Raw genomic sequence first — 18,459 nt, forward strand, 5'->3', positions numbered from 1 at the left:
TTTCCTTCAGCAGAACCCATGGAGAAGATTAATAGAGAGAAGGGGTAATGTCAAAGACAATTTGAAATCTCTAAGACAAAATCCTAAACCATTTTGCGGTATTCCCCACCGACCTCGGTCAGCGCGGCGGTGATCTGTCCGAGTGTTGCGTGGCGCACCGTCTCCAGGAGCTCGCCGAAGACGTTCCCCCCTTCCCGGGCCACCCGTTTCAGCCTCTCCAGGTAGAGCGGCGCCTCGTCCCGGTGGCGCTCCTTGAAGCCTCTCACCCGGGCCAGCTGCCGCTCCCAGTCCTCGGGGCCGGGACGGACCACCTCGGAGGCGGCGGGGTACTTGGCGGGGTCCCCCTCGGGGAGCTCGAAGACGTTGTAGCCGATGATCCGGCGGAGGGGGGGCTGCGGCTGTTCCGGGCGGGGGCGGCGCCGCTGCTGCTCGTAGCGGGCGCTCTGCTCGGCGATGGCCCGGCGCTGGTAGCCGAGCTCGGTGGCGGGACCGACCCCTCCCAGCTGGTCGAGGCGGTCGAATTCCTCCAGCACCTGGGCCTGGACCTCCCTAAGCAGGGTGCGGAAGGCGTAGGAGCCGGAGAGGAGGTTCTGGATCACGAAGGCCTCCGCCTCCTCCCGGAGGTAGTTGGGGATCATGGTCGCCTGGCGGACCCACTTCTCGGCCGGGGTGGTCATCGGCTCGTCGGCGGAATCGACGTGCAGCGAGTTGGTGTTGTTCAAAAGCCCGAGATAGGCGTGGACGGTCTGGCGGACGGGGTTGAGGGTGTCCCACTCCTCGGACTGCAGCGCGCGCCCGGAGGTCTGGGTGTGGAACTTGAAGCGCTGGGAGCGGGTGTTCCCCCCGTAGACGTCGCGCATGGCGATGGCCCAGATCTTCCGGCAGACCGCCCCGTAGGCGAGCCACTCCGCCTCGTGGGAGACCCGGAAGAAGAAGGAGAGGTTGGGGGCGAAGCTGTCGACGGGGAGGCCGCGGGCGAGGAAATTCTCCACGTAGGTGAAGCCGTTGGAGAGGGTGAAGGCGATCTCCTGCACCGGCCGCGCCCCCGCCTCGCCGATATGGTAGCCGGAGATGGAGAGCGAATAGAACTTGTCGACCCCGTTCTCGATGAACCACTGCTGCACGTCGCCCAGAAGCCGGATGGCGAAGTCGGGCTGGAAGATGTTCTCGTTTTGCGCCTGGATCTCCTTGAGGACGTCGGCCTGAACGGTGCCGCGGAGGTTTTTCACCGTCTGCCGCCGCAACTCTTCCGCCTCGGCGGCCGAAAGGGGAGCCCCCCCCCGTTCCGCTTCGGCCCGTTCCCGCTCGATCTCGCAGGCGGCCACGAAGTACATGGCGAGCACGATGGCGGCCGGGCCGTTGATGGTCATCGAGGTGCTGATCTCGGGGATGCGGAACCCCGCCAGGACGAGCTTCATGTCCTCCCAGCTGTCGATGGCGACTCCCCCTTCGCCGATCTTTCCCACCGAGCCGGGGTCGTCGTCGCTGTCGCCGCCGTAGAGGGTGATGCCGTCGAAGGCGATGGAGAGCCGGGGCTTGGCCACCCCGCGGGCCAGGAAATGCAGTCGCCGGTTGGTCTCCTCCGGCCCCCGCAGCCCGGCGAACTGCCGGGTGGTCTCTCCCGCCGAGAGCGTGCGGTAGGGGTAGATGCCGGTGACGAACGGGAACTCGCCGGGAAGCCCCTCCTCGAGGAGGAAGCGAAGCGCCTCGGCGCGGTCCTCCGGGTCGGGGAGGGCGACCCTCATGAGCTGGAAGCCGTTGGGGGTCTTCACCGACGGCTCGCTCCCCATCCGGGCCGCGGCCGCCAGCGAAAGCTCGTTCCACCTCGACGGCCACTCCTCCAAAAGCCGTCTCGTCTCCGGGGCGAGCCCCTCTCCCGACGGGTCGGTCCGGATCTCCCGGAGCTCGCCCGCCACCATCCGGTCGTAGGCGCGCACCTTCTCGGCGATCTCGGCGAGGTAGGCGCGGCGGCGGTGGGGGACCAGGGTGCTCTTCTTCGCGTAGCGGAAGATGTCGTCGGCAGGAGGGATGGCCGGGGGAGTCCAGCCGAGGCGCCCGCAGAGCCAGGCGAAGAGGCGGGCGGTGCCGGGATCGTTGACCGCCTTGGAGGTGGTCGGGAAGAGGCGATCCGTTTTGCCGAGCTCGGAGAGCACCGCCGCGAGCTCCTCGTACCCCGCCTCGGCCCCCTCCAGGTCGACCTTGTTGAGCACCACCGCCCCCGCGTCCCTCAAGAGCTGGTCCTTTTGCAGCTGAAAGGCGCTGCCGTACTCGCGGGTCTTCACGTAGAGAACGAGATCGGCGTCGAGGCCGGAGAGATCGAGGCCGGTCTGGCCGGTCCCCGGGGTTTCGATGATGACGAGGTCGAAGCCGGCCGCCCGCAAGAGGGAGGTGAGCTCGGGGAGCCGGGGGGAGATGGGTGCATAGGCGCTCCCGGTGGCGACGGAGCGAAGCCATACCCGCTCGTGGTAGATGGCGTTCATCCGGACCCGGTCGGCCAGGAAGGCGGTGGTGGCGGAGCCGACCTGGAGGGAGGGGTCGTTGGCCAGGATGGCCACCCGCAGCTCGGGGAAGGTGGCCAGGAAGCTGCGGGTCAGCTCGTCGATCAGGGTGCTCTTGCCGCTGCCGCCGTCGCCGCAGATGGCGAGGACCTTGCCGCTCCCCGGTGTTACTTCACCCCCATCCTCACCCCGTCCCTCCCCTTGAAGGGGAGGGGGGCCTTGATTCGGCGGCATACTCTCCGCTTGGGTCAGCAGGGTGGTCAACAGTACCGGATCTCCGGCTAGCCGATCCAATCCTTCTTCCGCAAACCCTTTCTCGCCGACCTCGCGGCGTGTGGCAACCCGGCCGATCAGGTCGCGGGCGATCTCGGAGAGGGGCCACCCCGGACCGTAGATCTTCTCCACTCCCTCGTTTTCCAGGGTGGCGGCGTCGTCGGGAAGGATGGTTCCCCCGCCGCCGCCGAAGAGGAGGGTGTCGGCGAGGCCGAGGTCGCGAAGCCGGCGGGCCAGGTGGGGGAAAAACTGGAGATGCCCGCCGTTGTACGAGCTGACCGCCACCGCGTCGGCCCCCTCCTGGAGCGCCGCCTGGGCGATCTTCTCGCCGGTCATGTTGAAGCCGAGGTAGATCACCTCCAGCGGGGCGCCGGCTGAGAGAAGTGCCCGGTTGAGTGCCAGCACGGAGGCGTCGTGGCCGTCGAAAGCGGCCACCGCGGTGAGTATTCGTATCGGTCGGCGATCCATGATGGAAAGTATACGGGCGGCCCCGGGATTTGTCTAAAATTGGGCGGTTGACTGGGGTGGCGGTGGTGTTAGAGTTTGGCAATGTTTTGGCCAAGGTCCTCGGGCCCGCCCATCACATCTCGCATTACATCCCTAAACCAAAATCGCAGGAGGAACTACCATGGCAAAAGAAGCTTGGGTGGACCAGGACGTCTGCATCAGCTGCGGGCTTTGTGTGGACAACATTCCCGAGGCGTTCCGTTTTGCCGACAACGGCAAGGCGGAGTGCTACGACCCGGCAGGAGCCTCCGAGGAGGATATCCAGAACAACGCCATCGACGTCTGCCCGGTCTCCTGCATCCACTGGAGATGACCGGCCCGAGAGGCGGAGGGTGCCATGACTCGCATCGAGACTGCGCGCGTTAAGGAAACGCTGGACCTGAGCATCACCCAGGTGAGGCAGGCCGCCGAGCGGCTGAATTCCGAATTGGAGCTGCAGGAACTCCAGACCGAGGTCGAGGAGCTCGAGAAGGCGGTGGCCGCGCTGAAGGGGAATATCGCCGGGCTCCCCTTCAAGAGGAAGCCGTGACGGAAGGTGGTGTAGAAAGACGAAAGGCCGTCCCCGGAAGTGGGGGCGGCCTTTTTTCGTGGGAGCCGGTAAGGGGAGGCCGGATCAGGAACTCTTGGCCGCCTTCATCCGCCTGATGTCCCTCTTGATCGACTTGAGATCGCGGGCGAGGCCGAGGATGCTCAGGCGGAGCTCGGTGATCTGTATGGCCAGCTGTTCGTTGGTGGGGATCTCCTCGGTGACGATCGGGGAGGGCGATTCGGCGGTAGCGACCTGGCGCACGGAAAGGGCGGGGGCCGCCGCCCCATGCGCCGCCGGGGCAGCCGGGCTTGCCTCCGTCCGGCTGTCGGAGAGTGCCCATCCCCCCACGTACCCGGAGACCCCTCCCTTGGCGGCAGTGACCTTGACCCAGCCGCCGCTGCAGCTGTCGGCCGTCACCTCGGTCCCCTTTTTCAGGACCTGGAGAACCCGCCCCCTCATGCTGGCGGTCTTTCTGAGGTTGATCTCGGCGGCGGTGACCCGGCAGACCGTTTCGGCAAGCGCCGGGGTGGCCAGGGCGGTGAAGGCGGTGACGGTCAGCAGGACGCGATGGATGGTGCGGTTCATGAGTCTCCTCCTCATCAGAAGTTGCCGACGGAGGGGTATAGATATCACATTAGCCATCGTATGTTAAGAATAATTTATATGGTGATGCCGATATTTCTGCCGCTTTCGGGAATGTGATGGGGGCCGGCCGGATGCGCGGGTGGGGAAGGAGTGCGAGAGCCCATCGAGGATGCGCGGATGGCTTTGCGGCGGCGGATAGCTGTGGGACGCTCCGGGAGAGCCCGTCAGGATGCGCGGACGAGGAGCGCGGGACAAAATCGGGAGGTCGAGGGGGCTCCCGTCAGCTGGGTGCGGATGAGAGTTCCCCCAAGCAGGTGCACGGATGAGCCAGTCAGGAGTGCGAGGTTGAGGACCGGGAGGGGAAGATCGGCGGTACGAAGGCCTTCTCCTTGGCCGGTCCATTCTCCGTCGCCGGTGCCGGTCTCTTCTCCGTCCCCGGAGCCGGAGCGGGGGCCTTTTCGGTCGCCGGGGGAGGCGCCGGGGGGGAGCTCCTCTGCAGGCCGGGGGGAGTCCCGATGATGAGCACCTTGGGGCCGTTTTTGATCTTGTGGAATTTCCCCGGGTCGGTGGCGGGGTTGACCGCCCAGGTGTAGAGCACCTTGGCGTCCTGCAAAAACGGCTCGGTCAGCGGATGGTAGTACTGCTTGTTCACCTTCTTGTCGTAGGCGCTGTAGTACTCCCGCTGCATCTCCTCGTCGTAGAGGCCGAGGCAGCCGTGGGAGGCGGGGTAGCCGGGGAGGTCGCGCCCGTGGATCCAGTAGGAGGGCCAGCTTTCCTTGCTCTTGTCCACCCAGAATCTCAGCCCGTAGTGCATCGGGTACGGGCGGCCGATCTCTTCGACGGTGTAAAGGTTCGACTGGTGGTGGCGGTCGGCGGCGTCCACCCGGTACTCCCCGTTGGGGACCCGGTACCCCTCGATGCCGAGGGCGATCGGGAAGGAGTAGACGAGCTTCCCGTACTCGTAAGCCCCGAGGAACATCTCGGTCTGGTCCACCACGATGAGCTTGGGCTCCGCGGCCTCCTGCTGATACTCGGCCGGAAGCGGCGTGAAGCTGTTCAACTGCTGGGGATGCTTGGGGACCTTGACCGATATGCCGCCGTGGAAGTGGCGCCGGTCCATCCGGTTGAAGCGGAGGACGTCCAGCCAGTGAGCCCCGAACATCTTCTCGGCGGTATCGGTCCACTTGAGCTTGACGCAGCGCCACTCGATCCGCGCATCGCTCGGGTAGTGGATGTCGCACAGCGAGGTGATCTTCTCCTTGGACATGGCCGTCGACGCCGGGAGCAGTACCAGCATCAGCAGGGCCAATAACTTCACCGTCGTTCTCATGGCGTCACCTGTTCGTTTGATCTAATTAATTTTACCGCAACCTTCCCCACCTCTCAATCCTCCCCCCGCGCGGACTTTTGCTGGATTAAGTTGCGCGTACCCGTCTTTATATTAAAATTCTGTAATGCCTTGAACGATCGAAGACGTGAGAAACTGCTGGCCTGACGCGGGGGGGGAAGGGGATGGTTCCGGTGCGCTGGTCGTGGACGGTCAAGTTGGCGGGAACCGTGCTGCCGGGCATTCTCTGGTGCCTCCTGCTGACCTCGCAGCCTGCCAGTGCCGCCACCATCTTTCCCGGAATGAGCTACTGCAACCTCCCGCCGCTTCCCGGGGTCGGCGTCAAGCCGAACGTACTTCTCATGCTCGACAACTCGGCCAGCATGTGGGACCTCGCCTATTCCGACAACTCGCTGAGCTGCTCGGTCACCAGCACCCAGCCCTGTTCGACCGCCGCCGACTGTCCCTCCGGCGAGAGCTGTGTCCCGCGCAACGTCTGCTACGACGAGAGCTACGACGACGATAAGGCCTACACCGGGTACTTCGATCCCGACGCCGTCTACGGATACGACTTCAACGCGGCCCGCTTCGTCCCCGGGTGCTCGCTCCCGTCCCCTCCCTGTCCGGATTCGGATTCCGGCTGTGCGGCCTCCACGAAGTACCTCTACGTCGCGATGAGCGGCTCCTCACCCCGGACGGCGACCACCTTCCAGGCCCGCGGCAACTTCCTCAACTGGCTCACAACCTCCAAGCTCGACCTCGAGAAGCAGGCCCTGACCGGGGGGAAGTTCGTCGCCGACTCCGGGGGAAGCGGCGGAGTGCTGGTGGCCGAGAGCCGCGGCTGCCAGGGGAAGCGCTTCGTCAAGGTCGCCCCGGGGGCCACCGGCCTCACCTTCGCGGTGACCGGCCCGGTTCCCCCCAAGCCTTCCTGGAACTGCAGCAGCACCAAGGCCACCACCTGCAGCAGTAACCTCGAGTCCTTGGCCTCCCCCGGCGGAGCGACCTCCCTCGAGATCTACGACGCCGCTTACAACAAAAAGGACTGCACCGCCGCAACCCGCGACTGGCTGGACGCCGGGACTCCCGCCAAACTGACCACCGCCTTCAGGACCGACATGCGGAGCTGTGTCGGGGGAGCTTACAGCACCTTTTACCCGCCGACCGGCGGCACGGTGTACGTCCCCAACGAACGGCAGATATTCGCCGATGCCATGTTCTTCTGCTTTTCCAACCAGGATTACGCGACGGTGGCGGACGGGTGCAGCAAGGGTATCCAGCACTCCCATGGGGATCGTGCCAACAGCATTGCCAGAAGCGCCGGGGACGCGGTCTGCGGCAGCGGTTTTAGCCACATCATGCTCGGCAACAACTCCGGTTTCCTCGGGCGCAACTACGACATTTCATCCCACACGATCCCCATTGGCGGTACCGCACCTACCGAGCTCACCGACTACTGTGGCGATCTCTCCCGCCTTTTCTGGACCGATCCCTCGGCAGCCACGGCCAACAGCGGTTCCAACATCCCGGCCTTCGTCTTCGACCTCGGCATCGCCGGCCTGCGAGATCAGGCAGGCAACACGCCGGTGGCAACCTCCCTTTCCGTCAAGATCGCGGTGGCGGCGCCCCCGATCGGCGTGGTGCAGCAGTATAGCGGCGACCTCAACCTGGGGGTGATGGTCTTCAATGACAACGGGACCGGTACCTCCGAGTGCAAGGATGAGAACGTCAACGTGAGAAACGGGGGGCTCTCCGGCAGCGACATCCCCTGTGTGAGGCACTGCAAGAGCGTCTTGTTCGACAGCGGGCGTGTCTGCCTGGCCAACGCCGACTGCTCCGATCTCCCCGGCTACAGTTGCCAGAAAGTTTCCACTCTGGACGGGGCCCGGGTGCTGGCACCGGTCGGCTCTGCGGTGGGCGACCATACCCCCCCGGGTGGCGGGTCGCCGTCGGTCGTCTATTCCATCGACACCATCGCGGCCACCACCTGGTCTCCGCTCTCCGAGGCGCTTTACACCGCCATCGGATACTTCGCAGGCCGAAGCGACATGAAGCTCCAGTCGACCGACTTCGATAGCGGCCCCGCCTCGTTATCCTGTCAGGCCAACCACCTGGTCCTGGTCACCGACGGGATCTCCACCGCCGACCGCAACGGCAAGGTCACCGACCTGGTGAAAACCGCCATCGCCACCTGGGGTAATGCGACGGACGGGATGCCCACCGACGGCATGACCACCACGGGGACCGAAACGGCCCCCTCGTTCATGGGGAGCTACAACGTCGACGACCTGGCCTGGATCGGGCGCCACCAGAACATCCGGGACTTCACCAAGCCGGTGACCGCCAACCGGGACATCGTCACCACCCACGTCATCTACACCGGTCCCCCCTGCGGCACCTACGACAGCGACGGGAGCTGTCATACCACCGATGAAGCGGTCCCGGAGAAGCTGATGCAGCTTACCACCGCCAAAGGGGGGGGGCGGATGGTCAGCGCCCGGAACCCTGCGCAGATACCGAAGGCCTTTCAGGCCGCCCTGGGCGGGCTAGCCTCCGCCGCCTCCGGGACCGATCCCGTCATCCTCTCCACCGAGCTTGGCAACGCGGCCCTTTTCCTGCGGGAACAGTTCACTCCCCAGAAGAGCTTCGATGGCGGCCTTACGGCGGCTTCCTGGGTCGGGGAGATGCAGGGACTGTGGTATTTCCTCGACTCCTACCTGGGTGCCTCCACCGGGGCGGTGACCGGCATCCGGGAAGAGACCGACCAAAATCTCATGCTCACCCTCACGGGGGACCGCATCGTCGATTTCTCTTACGACTCCGGCAGCGGCCAGACCATGGCCCATCTCACCGCCGATACCGACGGTGACGGGGTGGGGGACCTGGACGATGGGAACGAGGATGTCGACGCGGTGAAGACGCTCTGGCGGGCGGGGAAGCTTCTGTGGGCGCGGGATCTCATCGCATCGCCGCGGACGATATACACGCCGCTGGTCAGGGGAGGGAGCCCGGCCGGCGGCAGCGGCATGATGAGCTTTTCGACCGACTCTGCCGCTGCCATCACCCCGTATCTGAACCTGGTTGCCGGCGATCCCTCCGCCTCGACCGTCATCAACTTCGCCCAGGGGTTCGATTTCCCGGACGACTCCACCGTTCGCTCCCGGTCGGTCACTATCGACCGTGTGGCGGGGACCCCCAAAAAGGGAAGCGGAGTCTGGAAGCTCGGGGACATCATCTATTCCACCCCGCAGGCGGAGACCCCGGTGGCGCTTGGCGGCTACCACCTGGCTCCGCCGGCGGGCTATGGCGACCTGAGCTATGCGAGTTTCACCGGCTCCCCCGGCTACCAGGGGCGCGGGATGGTGTTCGTCGGTGCCAACGACGGCATGCTCCACGCCTTCAGAACGGGGACCCTCAACGTTTTCCCCGCCGGCAGCGTCAAGGCAAGCCTGACGGGCGATCAGCCGGGAAAGGAGGAGTGGGCCTACCTCCCGACCAACGCCCTCCCCTACCTCAAGTACCTCACCCACCCGGACTACCGGCACCTCTACCACGTGGACGGCAAAGTCACCCTGGTGGACGCGAGCATCGGGGACACGGCGGGGGCGTGTTCCCCGTCCACCTACTGGAGCTGCCCGCGCGCCGCCTCCGGCAGCACCTGGCGAAGCGTGCTCATCGTCGGGATGGGGCTCGGCGGGGCCGGGTGCAGCAGCGGGAGCGGCTGCCTGGCGCCTCCGGCCGCCGACCCTTACACGAGCGGGCAGATGGTCGGCTATTCCTCCTACTCCGCGCTCGACGTCACCGATCCGGCCCATCCGGTATTCCTTTGGGAGTTTTCGGACCCCTCCCTCGGCTTCTCCACCACCGGGCCCGCCATCCTACGGGTGGGGCCTCCGAGCACCAACGGCCGCTGGTTCGCCGTTTTCGGCTCGGGGCCCGACGGCTCCCTCGACGCGAGCCACCGCTTCCTCGGGACCTCCACCCAGCAACTGAAGCTTTTCGTCGTCGACCTGAGAAGCGGACAGCTGTTGGCCTCCTTCCCGAGCGGGCTCACCCAGGCCTTCGCCGGTTCCCTGGTGGGGGCCGGCATCGACGCCGACCGCTGGAATCCCAACGAGCCGGGAAGATACCAGGACGACGGCCTCTACGTCGGCTACAGCCAGGCGGATTCCGGGGGAGGGTGGACCGGGGGGGTGCTGAGGCTCATGACCCGGGAGGACCAGGATCCCAACCAGTGGAGGCTCAGCAAGGTCGCCGAGGGGACCGGCCCGGTGACCGGCGGGATCGGGAGGATCCAGGACCGCAGGAACCATAACCTCTGGCTTTACTTCGGGAGCGGGCGCTATTTCTTCACCCAGGACGATCTTTCCGACCGCGGAAGCCTCTTCGCCGTCAAGGAGCCCTGCTACAACGTGCGGGTGGACGGCGCGGTGGCGAAGTACGACAAGCTCGACGGCGACTGCACCGACGCGGCCAACGTGGGAGGGCTGGTGGACCAGAGCGGCTTGGTGAAAAAGGTGGAGGCGACCGACCCCGGCTGGCGGATCGATCTCTACCCGGCGGCGGGAGGGGTGGGGGGCGAGCGGGTGCTGACCGCTCCGGTGGCGACCAGGAGCGGGTCGCTCTTCTTCGCCACCTTCCAGCCCAATACCGATACCTGCCAGAACGGGGATGCCTACCTCTGGGGGGTGAGCTACGCCACGGGAGGCCCGATCCCCGACGGCTCGCTCAAGGGGAAGGCGATGGTGCAGCTCTCCACCGGGGCGGTGGGGACGGCGGAACTCTCCGGCTTTGCCGGGGGGACGCGGCGCGGGGCCAAGATGACCGGGATCCCCGGCGGGGTGAAAATCATCTCCAACAGCGGTTTGAGGCCGGTGAAGAGGATTCTGCACATGAAGGAGAGGTAGCATGAGACGGTGGGGCTTTGCCATTTTGGTCGCGGTGTGCATGCTCCTTCCGGTCCGCGGGGAGGGTGCCAGCCTGTACCTCGACGGCTTCCGGATCTACAGCTCCGGCACGGTCAGCCTCACCCCCAACGGCTCCTCCGGCACCGTCCGGGCCATCGCGGTCCAGCCGTGGGACGGCAAGGTGATCATCGGCGGCTCCTTCATCGCCACGGGCGGCTCCCCGGCCAAAACCGTCCGCAATCTCGCCCGGCTCAACACCGACGGAACCCTCGACACCGGTTTCGATACCTCCGCCGACGGAGCGGTCAATGCGGTCGCCATCCAGTTCGACCACGGCTCTCCTCCCCAGCCGGTGGGGATCCTGGTCGGGGGCTCTTTCAGCACGGTCACCACCGCCGCCGATGGCACCACCACCCGAAACGGCCTCGCGAGGCTCTCGATAGCGGGCACCGTCGATGCCTCCTTCGACCCCTCCACGCAGGGTGCGGCCGTGGTCAACACCATCCGGGTCGATGCCGTTTCCGGCGGCATCCTCGTGGGGGGCTCCTTTACCGCCATGGCCGGAATGACCGCCGGGCAAAGCTGCTCCAACTTCGCCCGGCTGGCGGAGAGCGACGGCCGCTTCCTCGACGGCTTCTCCGGCGGGGTAGGCGGTGCCGGGGAGAATGGCGTCTTTGCCGTGGTCGTCCAGGATGACGGAAAGATCGTGGTCGGGGGCTCCTTCCAGACTCCCCACGCCTACCTCGCCCGTTTCCAGCCGGACGGGACCCCGGATGCGACCTTCGCCGTCACCCTGAACGGGGCGGTGCGGGCGCTTGCCCTGCAGGTCGACTGGAGCATCCTTTTCGGCGGCGATTTCACCACGGCCGCCACGGTCGATCAGCCCGGCGGGGCGGACAGGCTCCACCTGGCGCGGGTCAACAACGACGGCTATCTCGACCCGTGGGACCCGGCGCCGGACGGCGTGGTGAGCGCCTTGGCCTTGCAGCCGGACGGCAGGGTCGTCTGCGGCGGGAACTTCACCCATCTGCTCGCCCCGGACCGCCAGCCGGTCGACCGCCGCCACGTGGCCAGGATCGCCCCGGGCGGAGCCATCGACCCCCAGCTGAAGCCGGAGACCGACGACCAGGTGGAATCCTTAGCCCTCCAGCCCGACGAAAAGCTCCTGATCGGCGGGAAATTCACCTTGGCGGCGGGGAAGCCCCGCAGCATGCTGGCGCGTTTCTACGGCTACGGCACCCTCGACGACGACGTCGCCAACGTGGGGCCCGCCCTCATCAACAGTGGAGGCTACTCCGGTGTCTTTACCTTGCTGGCCACCCCCGACGGCAAGGTGACCCTGCAGGGGGCCTTCGACCAGGCGTGGGGGATACCGGAGGCGGACTTCGTCAGGCTCAATCCCGACTGGACCTTTGCCAACGGCGACCCCGTCAACGACCCGTACCCCTTTACGCTGGGCACCACCGGCGGGGTCACCGCCTGGACACCGTTACTCGACGACCGTCACCTCCTGATCACCGGGCGGGGGATCTACCGTGACTACCTACTGGAGTACGGCCTCACCTTGAACCAGGACGGCTCCGTCGATGGCAACGCCCCTTTCCTGCTCAAATGGCGAACGGACATCCTCAAGCACGTGATCCTCGACGATACCACCCTCGCGAGCTTCGAGGCTCCCGACGGGGCCATCTACCTGGCCGGCTCCCTTTACCCCGACGCGACCAACGACTGGGATCGCTCCACCTGGGGTACCCCGCTGTATCTCGCCAGGATAAAGGCGGACGGCAGCCGGGACACCAACTTCAACGTGGCCGCCTCCCTGGTGATGCCTCCCCTTTCGCCGAACATGGATTCCTCCCAGCTCGACAATATCTATCCGGCCATCACCTCGCTTCTCCTCGAGCCGGGCCCCAGCAAGGACGAGTACAAGATAATCGTGGGGACCAACTACGGGAGCATCTTCCGGCTCAACAAGGACGGGACCCTGGACACGAGCTTCAAGGTGCTCCAGGCACCGTTGCACTACAACGACATCCCGCCCCCCTGGTTTCCGGAACTGGGGGCAAGCTGGCTGCCGTTCGAGCAGCACGTAAACGCCCTGTCGTTCGACAAGGACGGCCAGCTCGTGGCGGGAGGGAGCTTCTCCTTCCCGATCACCCAAAACGGCACCACCTGGAACCGCAACCTCGTCCGCATCAACCACAACCGTCCCGGGTACCAGGACGGCACCCTCGATGACCGCTTCGTCGCGCAGACCACGCTCTCCCACGACTTCGACGACGTCTGGGGGGTGAGCCCGAACGAGATCAAGACGGTGGCGCTGCAGACCGACGGCGGCATGGTGATCGCCGGCTTCTTCGACAGCGTGGTCGATGCCGCGGGCGTTCCGGCCCCCGCGAGCGACCTGGCGCGGATCGGTGCCGATGGGACTTTCGATGCCATGGAGGTGGGGACTTTCCAGCCGGCGGACTTCGGGCGCGAGAATCTGACGGTCCACCGTGCCCTCCTCCAGCCCGACGGGAAGATCGTGGTGGCCGGCGAGTTCATAGGGGTCGGAGCGGACAGCGCCAAGATGACGGTGGTCCGTTTCGCGGGCGGGTGGGCCACCCAGGAGCTGGAGGTCGCCTCCACCGGGAGCTCGGTGAGCTGGTTTCGCGGGGGTAGCGGCCCGGAGCTGAAGCGGGTGCTCTTCTACTACTCGGAGGAAGGCGCGAGCTGGAGCCTGCTGGGGGAGGGGAGCCGGGTGTCGGCGGAGAAGTGGGAGCTATCCGGCCTCAGCCTCGGCAAGGACAAGGGGTGGAACGTGACCCGTTACGTGCGCGCCCGGGGGCTGATGACGGGCGATAACGGCGGCGGGCAATTCCTGGAAACGGTACGGGCTTATTACCTGAAAGCTCCGGTAAAGGTTCAGGCCGCCTCGGCGACTTCCACCGTGGGGAGCATCCCCGCCTTCACCCCCCAGTACGGATACGCGGACGGCTCCGGCCTCCCCCTGGTGCCGGTCGCCTCTTCGCTGCGGGGCGCGCCGGTCTTCTCCACCGTAGCCACCGCCGCCAGCGGCCCGGGGAGCTACCCGGTGACCGTCGATCTCTCCAACTTCTCCTCCTGGATGTACCGCTTCTCGGGAGGGGTGGGGAACCTCACCCTGAACTCCGGCGCCGGGGTGATCACCGTCACCGCCCGCCCCCAGAGCAAGTTCTACGGCGACGGCGATCCCCCGCTCACCTACGACTGCCAGCCGGAGCCCCCCTCCGGGGTCACCTTCAGCGGTGCCCTCACCCGTGCCTCGGGGGTGAGTGTGAACGGGGGCCCCTACGCCATCACCCAGGGGACCCTCGCCTTGAGCGGCGGATACAGCATCAACTTCGTCGGGGACAGCCTGACCATCAAGCCCCGGCCGGTCACCGTCACCGTGCAGCCGGCCTCCAAGACCTACGGCGACGCCGATCCCGCCTTCCTCTACTCCGCCTCGCCGCCCCTAGTTCCTGGCGACGCCTTCACCGGCTCCCTCACCCGGGTGGCGGGGGATCATGTGTCCGGAAGCCCTTATCCGATACTTCAGGGAACCCTGGCCAACCCGAACTACGCCATCACCTTTTCCGGTGCGAATCTGACCGTGAAGCCGCGCCCCGTCACCGTCACCGCGGTGGCAAAAACCAAGCCGTACCGGGGTACTGATCCCCCCCTGACCTACACGGTGAACCCAGCGCTCGCGGCCGGGGACGTGTTCACCGGGGCCCTGACGAGGACGCCCGGGGAGACGGTGGCGGGGGGGCCGTACCCCATCCTCCAGGGAACCCTCGCCAACCCGAACTACCGCATCACCTACGTGGGAGCCCCCCTCACCGTCAATCCGCTCCCCATCACGGTGACCGCCGATGCCAAGAGCAAGGTCTACGGCCAAGCCGACCCCCCGCTCACCTACACGGTGGCGCCCCCCCTGATGACCGGCGACACCCTGGGGGGAGGGCTCACCAGGGTGTCCGGTGAAAACGTCGCCGAAGGACCTTATGCGATACTGCAGGGAACGCTGGTTAACTCCGACTACGGCATCACCTACGTAGGTGCGGCCCTCTCGGTGACCCCCAAGCCGGTGACGGTCGCCGCCGACCCGCAGACGAAGATTTACGGAGCCGCCGATCCGCCCCTTACCTGGAGCTGCACCCCGCCTCCCGAGGCGGGCGATGGCTTCACGGGGGCGCTCACCCGGCAAACGGGAGAGACGGTGCCGGCAAGCCCCTATGCCATTGGGCCCGGGACCCTCACCCTCGGATCCAATTACCGGATCACCTTCGCTCCCTCCTCGCTCGCCATTGCCACCGCGCCGCTGGTGGCGGTGGCCGACGACCTCTCGCGGCCGGCCGGGAGTCCCAATCCCCCCTTGACCCTCCACTACCTCGGCCTGGCCCCTTTCGATACCGCCTCCTCGCTGGGAGGGGTTCCCTCGGTCGCCACGGCGGCCGATGAGGCAAGCCCGGCCGGCGGGTATCCCATCGTCGTCTCCCGGGGCGGACTCAATTCTCCCAACTACCGTTATTCGTTCCAAAACGGCACCCTCACCGTCACCGGCACGCTGCCGCAGGCGATCGCCTTTGCGCCGATGCGGCCGAAGACCTACGGCGATGCCGATTTCGACCCCGGCGCGGTCGCCTCCAGCGGCCTCACCGTCCAGTATGGAAGCTCCAACCCGGCGGTGGCTGCCGTGGCGGGCTCCCGTCTGCGGTTGCTCGCCCCGGGAACCGCCGACATCACGGCGATGCAGCCGGGGGACGGCCGCTACCAGGCGGCGGTACCGGTCACGAGGCCACTGGTGGTCAATCCCCCGCCCGGCAACGCCCTCGACTTCGACGGCGTCGACGACCTGGTGAGGATCAAGGATGCCCCGCAGCTCTCCTTCGGCAGCAAGGAGGGGTTCACCCTGGAGTGCTGGATCTACCTCGATGGTGCCCAGGCCAGCGGAGCGGCGCTCATCTCGAAGGGAAGTACGGGGAGCGGGCAGGGGTGGGCGGGGTTCCAGGTTCTTTTGGACGGGGACCGGATAGCGGCGGAGCTTTGGGATGCCGGCCGCTCGCTCGGGCCTTCGGCAGGGCTGACCGGGAGCACCAGCCTCAACGACGGGATCTGGCACCACGTCGCCCTCTCGGTCGATAGCGGCAGCGGCGATGCGACCCTCTATCTCGACGGCAGGGTGGAGGCGGAACTACCCGGTGCGGCCCTGGGGATCGTGCCGGACAATCCGGACGATCTCCTTTTCGGGTTGGACCGGACCGGAAACCTCTTCTTCCGGGGGGCCATGGACGAGGTGAGGATCTGGGACATGCCCAAGGGGATCGACCAGCTAAGGGGTGAGGCGTCGCAGATCATCGATCCGGCCGGGGACCCGCACCTCGTGGCCTACTACCATTTCGACGAGGGGGACGCCGGGCTCGACAACGGGGCCTTCTCCATCCTGCCGGACCGGACCTCCCACGGCGGCGACGGCGCCCTGCGTGGTTTTACCCTATCCGGCCCCCGCTCCAACTGGATCCGCTCGGACGCCTTCCTGCCCCTTCTGGACAGCGCCACCCTGACCGGGGTCACCGCCACCTCGGCCACCGGGGGGGGGACCATCTTCCCCAACTACTACCCGGCCACCGACGCCGGCCTTTGCTGGGGGAGCGCGGACTATCCGGGGCTTGCCGGCCGCTGCCTCCATCTCGCGGAGATGGCCACCCCCTTCACCGCTGCCATCACCGGCCTCGCCCCCGGCTCCGGCTACCACGTCAGGAGTTTCGCCATCAACACCATGGGGATCACCTACGGCAACGACGTCGCGATGCAGGCGCCCCGGCTCGACCAGACCATCTCGATTCCCCCGCTGCCGGACAAGAGCTACGGCGATCCCTCCTTCGTCCCGGGGGGGACCGCCACCAGCGGGCTCCCGTTGAGCTATGCCAGCTCGGATACCTCGGTGGCCGCGGTGGTGAACGGGGAGATCGTCATCACCGGGGCGGGCACCACCTTGATCACCGCGAGCCAGGGGGGGAGCGGGACCTACAACCCGGCGCCTCCGGTAACGGTCCCGCTGACCGTGGCCAAGGCGGTCGTCACCGTCACCGCGGTCGACTGCGGCCGGGCCTACCAGACCCCCAACCCGCACCTGACCGCCCGCTTCGGCGGGCTAGTCGGAAGCGACACCACCGCGGTCATCTCCGGCGCCCCGCTGCTCGCCACCTCCGCCACCACGGCGAGCCCGGCGGGAGGGTACCCGATTACGGTCGACGTCACCCCGCTTTCGGCGGCCAACTACCGCTTCGTGGGCGCCAACGGGACGCTGACCGTCTTCCGGTCGTGCCAGGAGATCTTCTTCCCTCCGCTTCCCGAGAGGACCTACGGCGATCCCCCCTTCACGGTGACCGCCGCCGCCTGCAGCGGGCTGACCTTGGTCTTCACCGGCTCCGACCCGGGCCTCGCGCGGGTGGACGGGAACGTGGTCACCCTGAACGGCGCCGGGAGCGTGGTGATCACCGCCTCCCAGGGGGGAAGCGACAGCCTGGAGAAGGCCCCCGACGTCTCCCAGACCCTGGTGGTGCACAAGAGGGGGCAGCGGATAACGTGGGGACCCCTGCCGGAGACGGTGGCCGGTGCGCTCCCGGTCGAACTGGCCGCCACCGCCTCGAGCTCCCTGCCGGTCAGCTACCTTAGCTCGGACCCCGCCGTGGCCACCGTCAGCGGGAACCGGGCGACGCCGGTCGGGGCAGGGGTGGTGGTGATCACCGCGAGCCAGGGGGGGGATGCCAACTACGAGGCGGCGCTCCCCGTCTCACAGCCGCTGGTGGTCGCCCAGGAGGGGAATCCCCCGGCGGTGGCGATCTCCGTGCTGACCAGCGGCTCGGTTACCCCGGACCCCACCCTCAACGTGACGGCGAGCGTCGGCGATTCCTCCGGTGTCTCCTCGGTGACGCTCAACGGGAACGGGATCACCGGGCGGGACGGGATCTACAGCGCGGCGCTCCCCCTGGTCCGAGGCGAAAACGGGGTGACGGTGGCGGCCACCGACGGGGCAGGTAACCGCGCCGTTAAGACGCTGACGGTGACGCTCGATCCCGGCGCTCCCGTCATCTCCCTGCGGGAGCCTCCCGACAACGGGGTGACCGACCAGGAGGGATTCCAGGTGGCCGGAACGGTCGCCCCGGGGGCGAGCGCCACCATGACGGTCAACGGCTCGTCCGTGGCTCTCACGGTAATCGGCAACAGCTTGCAGGGCAGCGGGATTCTGAAGGGGGGGATCAATACGGTCGAGGTGGCCGCGTCGCTGGCGGGTAAGGGCTCCCGCCTCAAGCGGACGGTCTTCCTCTCCCCCGGCCGGCCGCGGATCGCCATCACCGATCCCGCCGAGGATCTCCAGGCGGAGGGGGACTTCCTCGTGGTGACGGGGCGGGCGGGGAGTGAGGCCGGTGGGGTGGCGGTGGCGATCGAGGCGGGAGAAAGCCTCTTTCTTCCGACGGTCGGGGAGGACGGCGGATTCCAGCAGCGGGTCCCGCTGGCCCCGGACGGGGTGACCCGCATTACCGCCACGGCGACCGATGCCGCCGGCGGGATCAGTAGGACCTTCCGCAACGTCCTGCGGCCGCAGGTGATCAAGGGGGACGTCAACGGGGACGGGGTGGTGGACCTGGCCGACGTGCTGGCCGCCATGAGGATCGCCCTGGGACTCGATCGGGCGACCCCGCAGGCGCTCAGCCGGGGGGACGTCGCCCCCTTGGCGGGCGGGGTAACGGTGCCGGACGGCAAGATAGACGTGGGGGACGTCACGGTTATCCTGCAGAAGCTGGTGGGTCTGCTCGACTTCTGAGG

Annotated in this window: 7 protein-coding genes; 4 read left to right on the forward strand and 3 right to left on the reverse strand. The window is 67.1% G+C overall.

From position 1 onward, the window contains the following. Positions 1–83: 83 nt before the first annotated feature. Complete coding sequence (locus ACYVL5_RS09930) at positions 84–3,239, reverse strand: methylmalonyl-CoA mutase family protein (RefSeq protein WP_460595408.1); 3,156 nt, start codon at positions 3,237–3,239, stop codon at positions 84–86. A 160-nt stretch (positions 3,240–3,399) separates the two neighbouring features. Here ACYVL5_RS09930 and ACYVL5_RS09935 point away from each other — a divergent pair, with 160 nt between their 5' ends. Beyond that, positions 3,400–3,591 (forward strand): ferredoxin, encoded by a 192-nt coding sequence (locus tag ACYVL5_RS09935; RefSeq protein ID WP_460595409.1) that lies wholly within the window; start codon positions 3,400–3,402, stop codon positions 3,589–3,591. Between the two features lie 24 nt (positions 3,592–3,615). Then, positions 3,616–3,807 carry a hypothetical protein gene (locus ACYVL5_RS09940; protein WP_460595410.1) on the forward strand — a complete coding sequence of 64 codons (192 nt, stop codon included), beginning with the start codon at positions 3,616–3,618 and terminating at the stop codon, positions 3,805–3,807. Positions 3,808–3,891: 84 nt separating this feature from the next. Here ACYVL5_RS09940 and ACYVL5_RS09945 read toward each other — a convergent pair whose 3' ends face one another. Continuing rightward, the gene (locus ACYVL5_RS09945; protein ID WP_460595411.1) at positions 3,892–4,392 is read right to left on the reverse strand and encodes an SH3 domain-containing protein; all 501 of its coding nucleotides are present in this window, start codon (positions 4,390–4,392) and stop codon (positions 3,892–3,894) included. A gap of 331 nt (positions 4,393–4,723) precedes the next feature. Further along, entirely contained in the window at positions 4,724–5,722 is a 999-nt protein-coding gene (locus ACYVL5_RS09950; RefSeq protein WP_460595412.1) for a L,D-transpeptidase, read from the reverse strand. A gap of 182 nt (positions 5,723–5,904) precedes the next feature. Here ACYVL5_RS09950 and ACYVL5_RS09955 point away from each other — a divergent pair, with 182 nt between their 5' ends. Both ACYVL5_RS09955 and ACYVL5_RS09960 read left to right on the forward strand, forming a co-directional pair. Further along, a complete protein-coding gene (locus tag ACYVL5_RS09955) occupies positions 5,905–10,623 on the forward strand; it encodes a pilus assembly protein (RefSeq protein ID WP_460595413.1) in 4,719 nt (1,572 codons plus the stop codon). Position 10,624: 1 nt separating this feature from the next. Then, entirely contained in the window at positions 10,625–18,457 is a 7,833-nt protein-coding gene (locus ACYVL5_RS09960) for an MBG domain-containing protein (protein ID WP_460595414.1), read from the forward strand. Positions 18,458–18,459: the final 2 nt, after the last annotated feature.

The sequence above is a fragment of the Geomonas sp. Red276 genome, from assembly GCF_054784495.1.